The sequence below is a fragment of the Rhodobaculum claviforme genome (genome assembly GCF_016653255.1).
Taxonomy (GTDB): domain Bacteria; phylum Pseudomonadota; class Alphaproteobacteria; order Rhodobacterales; family Rhodobacteraceae; genus Rhodobaculum; species Rhodobaculum claviforme.
Genome location: NZ_NHSD01000116.1, coordinates 1 through 13,658 on the forward strand (window position 1 = coordinate 1; position 13,658 = coordinate 13,658).

The 13,658-nt window shown below is 70.5% G+C and carries 16 protein-coding genes; 9 read left to right on the forward strand and 7 right to left on the reverse strand.

The features are described from left to right. The first annotated feature begins 3 nt into the window (after positions 1-3). Complete coding sequence (locus CCR87_RS02845) at positions 4-1,290, forward strand: bifunctional folylpolyglutamate synthase/dihydrofolate synthase (RefSeq protein ID WP_338048863.1); 1,287 nt, start codon at positions 4-6, stop codon at positions 1,288-1,290. Positions 1,291-1,367: 77 nt separating this feature from the next. Here the strand turns inward: CCR87_RS02845 and hemH are convergent, their stop codons facing one another. Both hemH and CCR87_RS02855 read right to left on the reverse strand, forming a co-directional pair. Beyond that, positions 1,368-2,399 (reverse strand): ferrochelatase, encoded by a 1,032-nt coding sequence (gene hemH, locus CCR87_RS02850; protein ID WP_201155989.1) that lies wholly within the window; start codon positions 2,397-2,399, stop codon positions 1,368-1,370. 239 nt (positions 2,400-2,638) lie between these two features. Next, entirely contained in the window at positions 2,639-3,496 is an 858-nt protein-coding gene (locus CCR87_RS02855) for a methyltransferase domain-containing protein (protein WP_201155960.1), read from the reverse strand. Between the two features lie 36 nt (positions 3,497-3,532). Between CCR87_RS02855 and CCR87_RS02860 the strand changes: the two genes are divergently transcribed. From CCR87_RS02860 to galU, 7 genes are all read left to right on the forward strand, one after another. After that, positions 3,533-4,273, forward strand: coding sequence for a double zinc ribbon domain-containing protein (locus tag CCR87_RS02860; RefSeq protein WP_201155962.1), 741 nt, complete (start codon positions 3,533-3,535; stop codon positions 4,271-4,273). Positions 4,274-4,339: 66 nt separating this feature from the next. Further along, positions 4,340-4,597, forward strand: coding sequence for a glutaredoxin 3 (gene grxC, locus CCR87_RS02865; RefSeq protein WP_201155964.1), 258 nt, complete (start codon positions 4,340-4,342; stop codon positions 4,595-4,597). A gap of 5 nt (positions 4,598-4,602) precedes the next feature. Beyond that, a complete protein-coding gene (locus tag CCR87_RS02870; RefSeq protein ID WP_201155966.1) occupies positions 4,603-5,460 on the forward strand; it encodes a carbon-nitrogen hydrolase family protein in 858 nt (285 codons plus the stop codon). Further along, positions 5,457-5,894, forward strand: a complete 438-nt coding sequence (locus tag CCR87_RS02875; protein ID WP_201155968.1) for a MarR family winged helix-turn-helix transcriptional regulator — start codon at positions 5,457-5,459, stop codon at positions 5,892-5,894. The genes CCR87_RS02870 and CCR87_RS02875 overlap by 4 nt, the downstream gene beginning before the upstream one ends. Positions 5,895-6,007: 113 nt before the next feature. Beyond that, positions 6,008-6,805: a 3'(2'),5'-bisphosphate nucleotidase CysQ gene (cysQ, locus tag CCR87_RS02880; RefSeq protein ID WP_201155969.1), complete on the forward strand. Its 798-nt coding sequence runs from the start codon at positions 6,008-6,010 to the stop codon at positions 6,803-6,805. 22 nt (positions 6,806-6,827) lie between these two features. Then, a complete protein-coding gene (locus CCR87_RS02885) occupies positions 6,828-8,069 on the forward strand; it encodes a glycosyltransferase family 2 protein (protein WP_201155971.1) in 1,242 nt (413 codons plus the stop codon). A 117-nt stretch (positions 8,070-8,186) separates the two neighbouring features. Continuing rightward, a complete protein-coding gene (galU, locus tag CCR87_RS02890; RefSeq protein WP_201155973.1) occupies positions 8,187-9,080 on the forward strand; it encodes a UTP--glucose-1-phosphate uridylyltransferase GalU in 894 nt (297 codons plus the stop codon). A 63-nt stretch (positions 9,081-9,143) separates the two neighbouring features. Here the strand turns inward: galU and CCR87_RS02895 are convergent, their stop codons facing one another. From CCR87_RS02895 to CCR87_RS02915, 5 genes are all read right to left on the reverse strand, one after another. Continuing rightward, on the reverse strand, positions 9,144-9,962 hold the full coding sequence (locus tag CCR87_RS02895) for a cytochrome c1 (RefSeq protein WP_201155975.1): 819 nt from the start codon (positions 9,960-9,962) through the stop codon (positions 9,144-9,146). A 28-nt stretch (positions 9,963-9,990) separates the two neighbouring features. Further along, positions 9,991-11,355 (reverse strand): cytochrome b, encoded by a 1,365-nt coding sequence (locus CCR87_RS02900; RefSeq protein ID WP_201155977.1) that lies wholly within the window; start codon positions 11,353-11,355, stop codon positions 9,991-9,993. Positions 11,356-11,366: 11 nt separating this feature from the next. Beyond that, complete coding sequence (gene petA / locus CCR87_RS02905; RefSeq protein WP_201155979.1) at positions 11,367-11,930, reverse strand: ubiquinol-cytochrome c reductase iron-sulfur subunit; 564 nt, start codon at positions 11,928-11,930, stop codon at positions 11,367-11,369. A gap of 203 nt (positions 11,931-12,133) precedes the next feature. After that, positions 12,134-12,745, reverse strand: a complete 612-nt coding sequence (locus CCR87_RS02910; protein ID WP_201155981.1) for a glutathione S-transferase — start codon at positions 12,743-12,745, stop codon at positions 12,134-12,136. A gap of 25 nt (positions 12,746-12,770) precedes the next feature. Further along, entirely contained in the window at positions 12,771-13,055 is a 285-nt protein-coding gene (locus CCR87_RS02915) for a hypothetical protein (RefSeq protein ID WP_201155983.1), read from the reverse strand. Positions 13,056-13,240: 185 nt separating this feature from the next. Between CCR87_RS02915 and CCR87_RS02920 the strand changes: the two genes are divergently transcribed. Next, on the forward strand, positions 13,241-13,658 hold a 418-nt coding region (locus CCR87_RS02920), incomplete at its 3' end, for a carboxymuconolactone decarboxylase family protein (protein WP_201155985.1).

Sequence of the window (13,658 nt, forward strand, 5' to 3'; positions counted from 1 at the left end):
CCCGTGAGCCTGCCCCAGCGCGCCGCCCGTTCGGACGACCTTCTGGCGCGTCTGTTGACGCTGCACCCCAAGCTGATCGACCTGACGCTGGACCGGATGCACCGGCTGCTGGCGGCCCTCGATCACCCCGAGCGCACCCTGCCCCCGGTGATCCACATCGCGGGCACCAACGGCAAGGGGTCGACCCAGGCGATGCTGCGCGCAGGACTGGAGGCCGAGGGGGCACGGGTGCATGCCTATACCTCGCCGCATCTGGTGCGGTTCCATGAACGCATCCGGCTGGCCGGTACGCTGGTGTCCGAGGCGGAACTGTCCGACCTGCTGGACGCGGTGGATGCCGCCAACGCCGGCGCCCCGATCACCTTCTTCGAGGTCACGACCTGTGCGGCGTTGCTGGCCTTTGCCCGCCACCCCGCAGACTGGCTGTTGCTGGAGGTGGGACTCGGCGGGCGGCTGGATGCGACCAATGTGGTGGACCGCCCCGCGATGACCATCATCACCCCGGTGTCCTTTGACCACGAGCAGTATCTGGGCGACACGCTGGCTGCCATCGCAGGCGAAAAGGCGGGAATCCTCAAGCCCGGCGTGCCCTGCGTCGTCGCCCCCCAGACCCCCGAGGCGCAGGCGGTGATCGAGGCCCGGGCCGAGGCCATCGGCGCGCCGCTGCATGTCCACGGGCGCGACTGGATGGCCTGGTCCGAGCGCGGGCGGCTGGTGGTGCAGGACGATCGCGGGCTGGCCGACCTGCCGCTGCCCTGCCTGCGGGGCGCGCACCAGATCGTGAACGCAGGCACCGCCGTGGCCGCGCTGCGCCTGCTGGGGCGGTCCGACGCGGCGCTGTCCGGGGCCGTGACCCGCGCCGAGTGGCCCGCGCGCCTGCAACGCCTGGTCCACGGCCCGCTGACGCAGGCCGCGCCGCAGGCCGAGCTGTGGCTCGACGGCGGCCACAACCCCGCCGCCGGCCGCGTGCTGGCCGAGGCGCTGGCGGCCATGCCCGCGCGCCCCACCCACCTGATCTGCGGCATGCTGAACACCAAGGACGTGAGCGGCTTCCTGCGGCCGCTGGCCGAGGTGACGCGCAGCCTGACCTGCGTATCGATCCCCGGCGCGCAAGCCACCCTCCCGGCCGAGGCGACCTGCGCCGCGGGCACCGCCGCGGGCCACACCGCCACCACCGCCGCCTCCGTCACCGAGGCGCTGGCGGCGATCGTGGCGCGGGAACCGGGCGCGCGGGTGCTGATCTGCGGGTCGCTCTACCTCGCGGGTGAGGTGCTGGCCGAGAACGGCTGACAGCCCGGCGATTCCCTGTCCAATGCAAAAGGGGCGGCGCCGACCGGCACCGCCCCTTTTGCCAGGCTGTAGGGGCGTCAGGCCACCCAGCCACCCAGGTTGTCATCGATCACGGCGCACAACGCCTTCACATGCGCATCGTCCGAGTTCAGGCACGGGATGTAGGTGAAGTGCTCGCCGCCGGCCTCCTCGAAGGCCTCGTGGATTTCCTCGTTGATCTCCTCCAGCGTCTCGATGCAGTCGGCCGAGAACGCGGGCGCGATCACCGCCAGCCGCTTGACGCCGGCCTCGGCCAGCCGCGCGACCTCCTCCACGGTGTAGGGCTTGAGCCACTCCTCGGGGCCGAAGCGCGACTGGAATGTGGTGACGAGCTTGTCCTCGGACCAGCCCAGCCGCTCGCGCAGCAGCCGCGAGGTCTTCTGGCACTGGCAGTGGTAGGGGTCGCCCTCCATCAGGTAGCGCTTGGGCACCCCGTGGTACGAGGCGACCAGCACCTCGGGCGGCTCCTCAGCCGCCGCATAGGCGCGTTCGACCGACTGCGCCAGCGCCTCGATATAGGCGGGATGCTCGAAATAGGGGGGCACGGTGCGCACGGCGGGTTGCCACTTTTCCTCCGCCAGGGCGCGGAAGAACTGGTCGTTGGCCGTCGCCGTCGTGGCGCCCGCGTATTGCGGATAGAGCGGGAAGAACAGGATCTTCTCGCAGCCCGCCGCGACCATCGCCTTGACCTTGGAGGGGGTGGAGGGGTTGCCGTAGCGCATGCAGAAATCGACCATCACCCGGTCACCGTACTGCGCGTGCATCTGGGCGCGGATGGCCGTCACCTGTTCCTTGGTGATGGTCATCAGCGGGCTTTCGCCCTTCTCCTCGTTCCAGATCGACTTGTAGTTGGCGCCCGACGAAAACGGCCGCTTGGTCAGCACCACAAGTTGCAGGATCGGCTGCCACAGCCACGGCGAGTAGTCGATCACCCGGCGATCCGACAGGAATTCGTTGAGATAGCGCCGCATCGACCAGTAGTCGTAATTGTCCGGCGTCCCGAGGTTGGCGACCAGGATGCCGATCTTGGCGGTGGGCACCGCCGGGTGGTCGGTGGGGGCATCGGGCATGCGACGGCTGCCTGCGACGGCACCGCTGAAGGGGCAGACCTCGGGGGCGCGGGCGGCGGCCGGAGCGGCGGTCCCGGCCGACGGTGTCGCCTCCGGGGGGGTATGCGGGGCGCGGGCCGGCGCTTCGGCGTCACGTCCGCCCGATTTCGAGTCGAGCATCGCGGTATCCTGTTCTGGCTCTGTCATCTGGCGGCGGGATCTGTTTGTCCAAATGGCAGATAACGGCTTTTGCCGCCGGGTCAACTTTTGCGGCCTCCGGGTGGGGGTACGGGCACCGTGTCGGGCAGCGGATGTTCGGAGCTGCCCAGTGCATCGGCCAGCCGCGCGGTGGCCGATCCGGGGCGCAACGGCTGCGGCTGGCTGGCGTCAGGGGCCCAGCCTGTCAGGAAGATCAGCTCGAAGGTGGCGCGCACCCGGCCGTCCGGGGTGGCGAAGGCCTCGGCATAGCGGCGTGCGGCTGCGGCAAAAAGGCGCCGAGGCGCGGGGCGGCGCGGGCGCGCGGCCAGGGCGTTGCCCTCGCCCATCGCCCGCAGGTCGCGCATCAGGGCAAAGGCGTCGGCATAGCTGGCGTTCAGCGTCACGCTGTCGGCGACCGGCAGCGCCAGGCCCGCGCGCTGCAACAGACCGCCCAGATCGCGGATCTCGGCCATCGGCAGCACCCGCGGCGACAGCCCGCCCGCGACCTCCGACTCCGCCTCGGCCAGGGCCGCGCGCAATTCGACCAGCGTGCGCCCACCCGGCGCCACCGCCAGCAGCAGCCCGTCGGGACGCAGCGCGCGGCGGCACTGCACCAGCTGCCCCACCGGATCGTCGGCCCAATGCAGCGCCATGGCATGCACGACCAGGTCATGCGCGCCCGCCTCCAGCGCCAGCACCGGCGCGTCCGGCAGCATCCGCGCGCCGGGCACCACCCCCTGCCAGGCCTGCGGCCAGCCGGTGACGATCGCCGGGTTGGTAAACGTCCTGTTAACCTCGGTGAGTCTTTCCTTGATCTCCGCGGCGGCCTCGGCGTGCAGGAACAGCGCGGGCGCGGCGCGGGCGGCCCGCGCGCGGGCGCGGGCCAGGGCGGGACGGTCGGTCAGCTGGGGGGGGGTCATGGCGCCTCCTTGCGGGGCACAGGTTAGGGGGCGGGGATGGGATTGCAACGTGCGCTGCGGCTGCTTTATCCGCCCCAGTGCCTCGCCTGTGCCGAGCAGGTGGAGGGCGAGGACGCGCTGTGCCCGGCGTGCTGGCGCGCGATGCCCTTCATCGCCGGGCTGGTGTGCGACGCCTGCGGCATTCCGCTGCCGGGGCGGCCGGACGGGCCGGGGGCGGACGGGGCGCTGTGCGACGACTGCCTGACGGTGCCGCGCGCCTGGCAGCGCGGACGCGCGGCGTTCCTGTATGACGGCACCGCGCGGCGGCTGGTGCTGGGGCTGAAGCACGCCGACCGGCTGGACCTGACGCGGGCCTGCGGGCGCTGGCTGACGGCGGCGGCGCGGCCGATCCTGCGCCCCGACATGCTGGTGGTGCCGGTGCCGCTGCACTGGACCCGGCTGTTCCGCCGCCGCTACAACCAGTCGGCGGTGCTGGCGCATGCGCTGGGCCGCGCCGCCGGGCTGGAGCTGTGCCCCGACCTGCTGGTGCGGCGCCGCCGGACCTCGGCGCAGGCCGGCACGATGATCGCCCGCCACGCCAATCTGGAGGACGCGCTGGCCCTGCATCCGCGGCGCGGCGCACGCGCGAGGGGCCGCGCGGTGTTGCTGGTGGACGACGTGATGACATCCGGGGCGACGCTGGGGGCGGCGGCGGATCTGCTGCTGGCGGGCGGCGCTGCGCGGGTCGACGTCGTGGTGCTGGCCCGGGTGGCGCGGCGCGACTGGTCCGCCCCCTGACGGCGCGGTGGAATTCCCTTTTTCCGCCGCAGGGTGTAGAGGTCGAGCCACAACCGGAGACCCCCCATGCCCAGCGTCGAGATCTACACCACCCCCTATTGCGGCTTTTGCGTCGCCGCCAAGCGGTTGCTCAGCCGCAAGGGCGTCACCTTCTCCGAGGTCGACCTGTCACGCACCCCCGACCGCCGCCCCGAGATGCTCAGGCGGGCGGGTGGGCGCCACACCGTCCCGCAGATCTTTGTCGGCGACACCCATGTCGGCGGCTGCGACGAGCTGTACGCGCTGGACCGCGCGGGCAAGCTCGATGCGCTGCTGAAGGGCTGAGGGGCATGCGCGCGGGACTGGTGCAGATGACCTCGGGCGACGATCCGGGGGCGAACCTGAAACAGGCGCAGGCGCTGATCGAACAGGCGGTGGCGGGCGGGGCGGGCTTCGTGCTGACGCCGGAGGTGACGAACTGCGTCTCGGCCAGCCGCGCGCACCAGATGCGCGTGCTGTGCCACCAGGACGACGACCCCACCCTCGCGGGGCTGCGCGAGACGGCGGCGGCCCGGGGGATCTGGCTGCTGATCGGGTCGCTGGCGCTGAAGACCGGGGACGCGGACCGGCGGTTCGCCAACCGCTCGTTCCTGATCGCACCCGACGGCGCCATCGCAGCGCAGTACGACAAGATCCACATGTTCGACGTCGACGTCAGCCCGACCGAGACGTACCGCGAATCCGAAGGCTTCCGCCCCGGCGATCGCGCGGTGCTGGCCACCACGCCGTTCGCCACCATCGGGATGACGGTCTGTTATGATGTGCGCTTTGCCGCCCTGCATCGCCAGCTGGCCCAGGCGGGGGCCGAGGTTCTGACGGTTCCGGCGGCGTTTTCCCCGGTCACCGGGGCGGCGCATTGGGAACCGCTGTTGCGTGCGCGCGCCATCGAATGCGGCGCCTGGGTTCTGGCGCCGGCGCAAACCGGCACCCACCCGGCACAGACGGGGCGCCAGCGCGCCACCCATGGCCACAGCCTGATCGTGGCCCCCTGGGGCGAGGTGGTCGCCGATGCGGGAACCGCACCCGGCGTGATCTGGGCCGACATCGACCGCGCCGCCGTGGCCGACGCCCGCCGCCGGGTCCCCGCCCTGTCCCATGACCGCCCGTTTGCGCACCCCGCCCCGCGGCGCGCATCCCCCGCGCCATGACCGCCGGGGCCGAGGACCTGGCCGCCGCCCTGTTCAGCGAGCTGTTCATGGCCGACCAGCTGGCACGCGCCCGGATCTCGCGGGTGTTGCCCAAGGGGATGGAGCTGTCGCATTTCGGCGTGCTCAACCACCTCGCCCGCTCGGGCGAGGAACGCACCCCCGCACAGCTGGCGCGCGCCTTCCACGTCACCCGGGGCGCGATGTCGAACACGCTGGCGCGGCTGGAATGGGCCGGGCATGTCCACATCCGCCCCGACTGGGACGACGCGCGGCGCAAATATGTGGCGATCTCGCCCGCCGGGCGGCGCGCGCACGAGGCGGCGCTGGCCTCGATCACGCCGCTGATCGCGGACACGGTGGCCGAACTCGGCGCAGCCCAGGTCCGGGCCGCCCTGCCGGTGCTGCGCGCCCTGCGCACCCGATTCGAGAGCTGAGCGCCGCGCGCCTGACGGAAACGCCCTTGCGGCGGGCAAAAAACCCATCGCGACCTTGTCCGACACGGGTTGCGCGGGGATAAGTGGCCAACAGCCCCCGCAGGAGAGCGCCGATGGACTTCGACCAGCTGAGCCACGAGATGCGCCGCCTCGCGCTGATCGCCGGGGATCGCATCATGGAGATCTACGGGGCCGAGGACTTCGAGGTCCGCACCAAATCCGACGCCAGCCCCGTGACCGAGGCCGACGAGGCCGCCGACGCGCTGATCACCGCAGGGCTGCGCGCGGCCTTTCCCGACATCACCATCGTCACCGAGGAACAGGCCGACAGCCACGACCAGCGCGCGAGCCACTTCCTGATCGTCGACCCGCTCGACGGCACAAAGGAGTTCATCCAGCGCCGCGGCGATTTCACCGTCAACATCGCCTATGTCGCCGACGGCGTGCCGGTGCGCGGCGTCGTCTATGCCCCGGCGCGGGAGCGGATGTTCTACACCCTGCCCGACGGCACGGCGGTGGAGGAGGACGGCCCCTTCGACCACGACCGCCCCGGCACGCTGCGGCGGCTGTCGGTCTCGCGGCCGGACAACGACGCGCTGATGGTGGTGGCCTCCAAATCCCACCGCGATGCCGCGACCGATGCCTATATCAGCCAGTATGCGGTGCGCGACATGCGCTCGGCCGGGTCCAGCCTGAAGTTCTGCCTTGTGGCGGCGGGCGAGGCCGACCTGTATCCCCGGCTGGGGCGGACGATGGAATGGGATACGGCGGCGGGCCATGCGGTGCTGGCGGGCGCCGGCGGCGAGGTGGTGCGGTTCGACGACCACACCCCGCTGCGCTACGGCAAGCCGGGATATGAAAACCCGTTCTTCATCGCCCATGCGCCGGGCGTGGGGCTGAAGGCGGGATGATGGGCACCGCGACGGAGGGGCGATGACCACCGAGGGCCCGGCGAACACCGCGAGCGTGATCGTCACCGGCCGGGACCGGCCCGCCGATCTTGTGCGCTGCATGGCCGCGCTGCGGCTTCAGGACCACTGCCTGCTGGAGGTCGTGGTGGTGGCCTGTCCGGCCGGCCTTGCGGCCCTGGAGCGGGCGGGACTGGCGGCGCGGGTCAAGTCGGTCGCCTGGACCGGCGGTTCGGTGGCGGCGGCGCGCAACCTCGGGCTGCGGGCCGCGGCCGGTGAGGTGGTGGCGTTCCTCGACAACGCGGCGGTGCCAGAGCCGCCCTGGCTGTCGCGGCTGGTGGCGGCGTTTGCCGATTCGCGGGTGGAGGCGGCGACCGGCTTCGTGCGGACGCGCTGCGGCATGCGGTTGCGCCACCGCGCCGCCTGGGTGGATGTGCACGGGGTGGAGCGCCCGCTGGTGGTCGATCCCGCCCTGCCCAGCCTGCACCAGGGCGCACCCGGCGCGGGCGTGCGGCTGTGGCCCGCGACACGGGCGTTCCGGCGCGAGACGCTGGCCGCGATCGGCGGGTTCGATCCGGCGTTCACCGGTCGCATGGACGGCGCCGACCTGGAGCTGCGCCTCGCCGCCGAGGAGGTCATCACCGCCGTGGTGCCGCTGGCGCAGGTGCACCCCGCAGGCGCGACACCACACGAGGCGCCGGCGGCCCTCGGGGCCGACCGCGCGGTCTTTCTGCGCAAGCACGCCCCCGATGTCGATCCCGGGGCCGAGCTGGCCGCGCTGCGCGCCGAAGGCCGGGCCTGGGCGCTGCGCGCGATGGTCGCCGGGCGGATCGAGCCGCGCGACGTGACCACGCGACTCGCGGCGCTGGAGGCGGGATTTGCCGCCGGTCTGGGCACCGAGATCGCGCCGCTTCTGCCCATCGCCGCCGCCCCGGCACCGTTTCAGCCGCTGCCCGGCACCGGCCCGCGCCCGGCGCGGACACTGGTGGGCGGGCCGTGGGCGGCGCGACGTCTGGCGCGGATGGCGCGCGACGCCACCGCCGACGGCGCCGTGGTGACGGTGCTGCGCCTGTCGCCCACGCCCCTGCCCCGCCGGATGGTGTTCACCGACGCGGGCCACTGGCTCCAGAGCGGCGGGCTGTGGGCACGCGCGGCGCCCGCTGCGGACGGCCAGCCGGGCCCCCTCCCCCTGCGGCCGCGGGCACGCTTTCGCGCCGAGATCACACGCATTGCGGCGGTCCGCCCGGTGGATACACTGCTGGGCTGAGGCCAGCACCACTGAAACGCCGCTTTTCCGCTCAACCTCTGCGTCGCGGCACCTCGGTGGGTGGCAAATCGTGCACCAAGAGGGCATGGTCCTGCAAACCTTACCCAGGAGACAGTGATGGAACGACGCGTAACGAAGGCGGTGTTTCCCGTGGCCGGTATGGGCACACGGTTCCTTCCGGCCACCAAGTCCATTCCGAAGGAAATCCTGACCCTCGTGGATCGCCCGCTGATCCAGTACGCCATCGACGAGGCACGGGCCGCCGGGATCACCGAGTTCATCTTTGTCACCTCGCGGGGGAAATCCGCGCTGGAGGACTATTTCGACAATGCCCCCGAGCTGGAGGCGAAGCTGGAGCGCGACGGCAAGACCGCCCTGCTGGAGGTGCTGCGCCGCACCAACATGGAAAGCGGCGACATCGCCTATCTGCGCCAGCATCAGCCGCTGGGGCTGGGCCATGCGGTGTGGTGCGCGCGTCGGCTGATCGGGGACGAGGCGTTCGCGGTGATCCTGCCCGACGACGTGATCGCCGGCGACGTGCCCTGCCTGCAACAGATGATCGAGGCCCACGCCGAAACCGGGGGCAACATGGTCGCCGCGATGGAGGTGCCCGAGGACAAGGTCTCGGCCTATGGCGTGCTGGACGTGGCGCAGGAGATGGGCGCCAAGGTCCACGTCAAGGGCATGGTGGAGAAACCCAGGCAGGGCGATGCGCCGTCGCGGCTGGCGGTGATCGGGCGCTATATCCTGACGCCGAGGGTGCTCGAAAACCTCGGCAATCAACGCACGGGGGCTGGCGGTGAAATCCAGCTGACCGACGCCATCGCCGAGGAAATCACCAGATCCAACGACGTCTATGGCTTCCGCTTTCGCGGCCAGCGGTTCGACTGCGGCTCCAAGGCGGGGTTCCTTCAGGCCACGCTGGCGTTCGGGCTGGATCGTGACGACCTGCGCGACGATCTTCTGGCGTATATCGAGGATGTGGTCGCCGCCCGACGCGCGGCCGAATAATCCCCGAACGCAAAAGGCGCGCCCCACCGGGCGCGCCCTTGTCGTTCCTGCATCGGGCCGGGATCAGCCCTTGTTCTGCTTCTTGACCTCGGCCTTGGCGCGCGCCTTGACGGGCGCCCACAGCTGCTTGTTGGTCAGATACAGAAGCACCGTCAGCACGCCCAGAAAGATCACACCGGTCAGGCCCGCGTTCTTGCGGCTGTTGAGGTGCGGCTCGGCGGTCCACATCAGGAAGGCGGCCACGTCCTTGGCCATCTGCTCCTCGGTGGCCGGGGTGCCGTCGGCGAACACGGTCATGTCGTCGAACAGCACCGGCGCCATGCTGACCCAGTCGCCATAGGCTTCGTTGAAGTAGAACATCGAGCCGGCCTGGAAGTCCTCCTCGCCGGTGTAGCCCAGCAGGTAGGAGGCGATGTACTCCGGCCCGCCCAGGCCCTTGCGCAGCTGGTTGATCAGCAGGCCGTTCGGCCCGGAAAAACCGATGCGTGCCTTGGCCATCAGGCTCAGGTCAGGGGCGCCTTCGAAGTTGGGGTCGGGAAAGTGGTCGGTCTGCGAGGCGGTGCGCCAGTCACGCAGTTCGGGGTCCCAGACCTCGTACATGGCGGCAAAGGCGCGCATCTCCTCGGGCGGCAGCTCGGGGCCGCCGGGGTCCGACAGGGTACGGAATGCGACGTAATCCATCCCGTGACAGGCCGAGCAGAACTCGTGGTAGATCTGCAGCCCGCGCTGGAGCTGGTTGCGGTCATAGGTCCCGAACGGCCCTTCGAAGGAGAAGGCGAAGTCGGTGATCTTGCCCGGCTCTCCGGCGGCCATGGCCCCCCCCGAAGGGAGGGCAAAGGCGGCCGCGCAGAGGGTCGACAGGGCCAGTTTCCTGAAAGTCATTGCTCTTGTCCTCTTTCCTCTGCGCCGATCACTCGGCCGGCACGCGCTCGGGCTCGGGGCCACGGCCCAGGCCACCCTTGCGCTCGAGATCCGCCTTGATCGTCTGGTTGAAGTCCTCCTCGATCGTGGCGGGCACCGGCAGCGGCTTCTCACGCAGGCCGAGGACCGGCAGGATCACCAGGAAGTAGGCGAACCAGTAGGTCGTCCCGATCAGCGCGATGTTCGTGTAGATCCCCTCGGCCGGCATCGCGCCCACCCAGGTCAGCACCACGAAGTTCGCGATGAAGATCCAGAAGAAGATCTTGAACTGCGGCCGGTAGCGCCCCGAGCGGACCGTGGAGGTGTCCAGCCAGGGCAGGAACACCATCACGATGATCGCCCCGAACATCGCCAGCACGCCGAAGAAGCTCGCGTCGATGATGCCGAAGCTCAGGAACTGCACGATCTGGACCAGCCACACGTCGGCCGTGAAGGCGCGCAGGATCGCGTAGAAGGACAGGAAGTACCACTCCGGAACGATGTGCGTCGGCGTCACCAGCGGATCGGCCTCGATGTAGTTGTCGGCGTGCCCGAGGAAGTTCGGCATGAACGCCACGACCGCCCAGAACACCAGGAAGATCACCGCCAGCGCGAACAGGTCCTTGATCACGAAGTACGGCCAGAACGGCAGGGTATCCTTCTCGGCTTCCTCCTTGGAGGTGCGGCGCACCTCGACCCCGGTGGGGTTGTTGTTGCCGGTGGTGTGGAACGCCCAGATGTGCACGATCGTCAGGCCGAGGATCAGGAACGGCAGCAGATAGTGCAGCGAGAAGAACCGGTTCAGCGTCGCGTTGCCCACGGCGGGCCCGCCCAGCAGCCAGGTCTGCAGCGTCTCGCCCACGAAGGGGATCGCGCCGAACAGGCCGGTGATGACGGTGGCACCCCAGAACGACATCTGGCCCCACGGCAGCACATAGCCCATGAACGCGGTCGCCATCATCAGCACATAGATCAGCATGCCGATGATCCACGTCACCTCGCGCGGGGCCTTGTAGGAGCCGTAGTACATGCCGCGGAAGATGTGCAGGTACACCGCCAGGAACATCAGCATGGAGCCGTTCTGGTGGATGTAGCGCAGCATGTGCCCGCCGTTGACGTTGCGCATGATGTGCTCGACGCTGGCGAACGCCAGGTCCACGTCGGCGGCATAGTGCATCGCCAGCACCACGCCGGTGACGATCTGCAGCACCAGCGTGAAGGTCAGAACGATCCCCCAGATCCACATCCAGTTGAGGTTCTTGGGCGTCGGCAGCATGATGGTGTCATAAATGAGCCCGACGATCGGCAGGCGGCGGTGAAGCCACTTCTCGCCGCCCGTCTTGGGCTCGTAATGGTCGTGCGGAATTCCGGACATCTGCGGCCCCCTTACCCCAGCTGGATCGTTGTTTCGTCGACAAATTCGGCGAGCGGAATGTGCATGTTCTCCGGTGCCGGGCCGCGACGGATGCGGCCCGCAGAGTCATAGTGCGAACCGTGGCAAGGGCAAAACCAGCCGCCGAAGTCGCCCGCGCCGTTGCCCAGCGGCACGCATCCCAGGTGGGTGCACACGCCGATCATCACCAGCCACTCGCCCGCGTCATCCATGGTGCGGTTGACGTCGGCGGCATCGGTGCCGGGCTTGTTGGGGTTGCGCGACTCGGTGTCCACGAGGCTGGCGCCGTCGTTTTCGCGCGCCAGGGCAATTTCCTCGTCGGTGCGCCGGCGGATGAACACCGGCTTGCCGAGGAAGTTCACCGTCAGCTGCATCCCCTGCTCCAGACCGTCGACATCGACGAAGATCTGCGACAGCGCCTGCACGTCGGCGCTGGGGTTCATCTGGTTCACCAGGGGCCAGACGGCGGCCCCCACCGTGACCACGCCTGCGCCGGCGGTCGCATAATAGAGAAAATCGCGGCGCGTATTGTCGGTATCGTCTTCCACGTGGGACATGAAGCGTCTCCCTTCCTCGGCGCGGGGCCGGTCGGCCAACGGATGCAGGGCCGCAGACCAGGTGCGACCGTGTGCTCGGACATTTAGCGGGGCTGCCCCTGGCAGTCCAGCCGCGAGTGCGGGCCAGGATGCCGCAGTTTCCGCAACTTGTCAGCGATCGTGAGGCCCCCGGGGGGCCGTGGCGACCCTTCGTCGCGCGCCCCTCAGGCGGCGGGCGGGGCGGTGGCGGCCATCGACGGGCGGGTGGCGAATCGTTCCATCCATGCGGCCAGCCCGTCGCGCCCGCGCCGCCAGCCGCGCTCCTCCAAGCGGAAATCGAGGTATCCCAGCGCGCAGCCCAGCGCGACATGCCCGATGTCCAGCGGCCCGGCCAGGTGGCTCAGCCAGCGCCCCTCCAGCGCATCGAGCGCGCGGGCGATCTTGGACCACTGCGCCTCGATCACCGCGGCGTTGACGCCCTCGGGCGGGCGCAGGCGGTGCTCGTACACGATCAGGATGGCCGCATCCATGATGCCGTCGGCGGTGGCCTCAAGCGTCAGTGTTTCCCACAGGGACGGCGCGGGCGGATACAGACGCCCCCCGGCACGGTCGTCCAGGAAGCGGCAGATCACCCGGCTGTCATAGAGCGCGGCGCCGCTTTCCCGCTCCAGCGTCGGCAGCTTGCCCAGCGGGTTCTGCACCACCGGCATCGTGCCCGGCTCCAGCGCCGTGCCGGTGGCGGGCACCAGCGTGACGTCCTCCTGCTGGCCGGTTTCATGCAGGACCACCATGACCTTGCGCACATAAGGCGAGGCCGGGCTGTGAAAGAGCTTCATTCGGGTCTCCGGATCAGGGGCCGCGTCAAAGGCGGCGAAAGCGCAGGCGGCCCAGCGCGGTCAGGTCGACCTCCACGCCCGGCCCGGCGGTGCCCAGACGGATCACCCGGCGCACCCGCGCCGCCCCGTTGATCTGGTCCCGGTCCCGCGGGCGGTGGGTGCTGACCCCCTCCGGCAGGTCGTCGAGCGCATCCTCGGCGCGCTGGTCGGTCCGGCCGGGGTGGACCTGGCGGGTCAGCATGTACGCCGCCAGTGCGACCGCGCCATAGCGCAGCGCGACACCGGCAATGGGAACGAGCGGCAGGGCCATGGCAGGGTTCCTCTCGGGGGCGACTGGCGCGCAGAGTAGGACAGGGGCCGCCCCCTGTCCATCCTGCCGCAGGGGGCCGCCCGGCGGCACGGTTGACCGCGCCGCACACAGCCGCAAGGATGCGCCCGACCTGCGCCCGTCGACCTGCGCCCGCAGCCCCGCCGACCCGGAACCGAAGGACCACCATGGCCACCGTCCCGCCCCCCGCCGATCCCGAAAGCGACCCGCGCGTGCGCGCCGTCTTCGACGACATCCGCGCCACCCGGCAGACCGATTTCATCAACAATGTCTGGCTCTGGCTGGCCTTCGATCCTGCGCTGCTGGAGGAGGTCTGGCGCGACGTGAAGGCAGTGCTTGCCACCCCCTCGGCGCTCGACCCCAAGACCAAGGAGATGATCTATGCCGCCGTCTCCATCGCCAACGCCTGCGACTACTGCACGCACTCGCACCTTGCCTCGGCCCGGGCGCGCGGCATGACCGGGGCCGAACAGGCCGACCTGATGCGCGTGGTGGCGACCGCGTCCAAGACCAACGCGCTGCTGAACGCGATCCGCCCGCCGGTGGATGCGGCCTTCCTGGCCCCGCCCGCCGGCCCGTCACCGT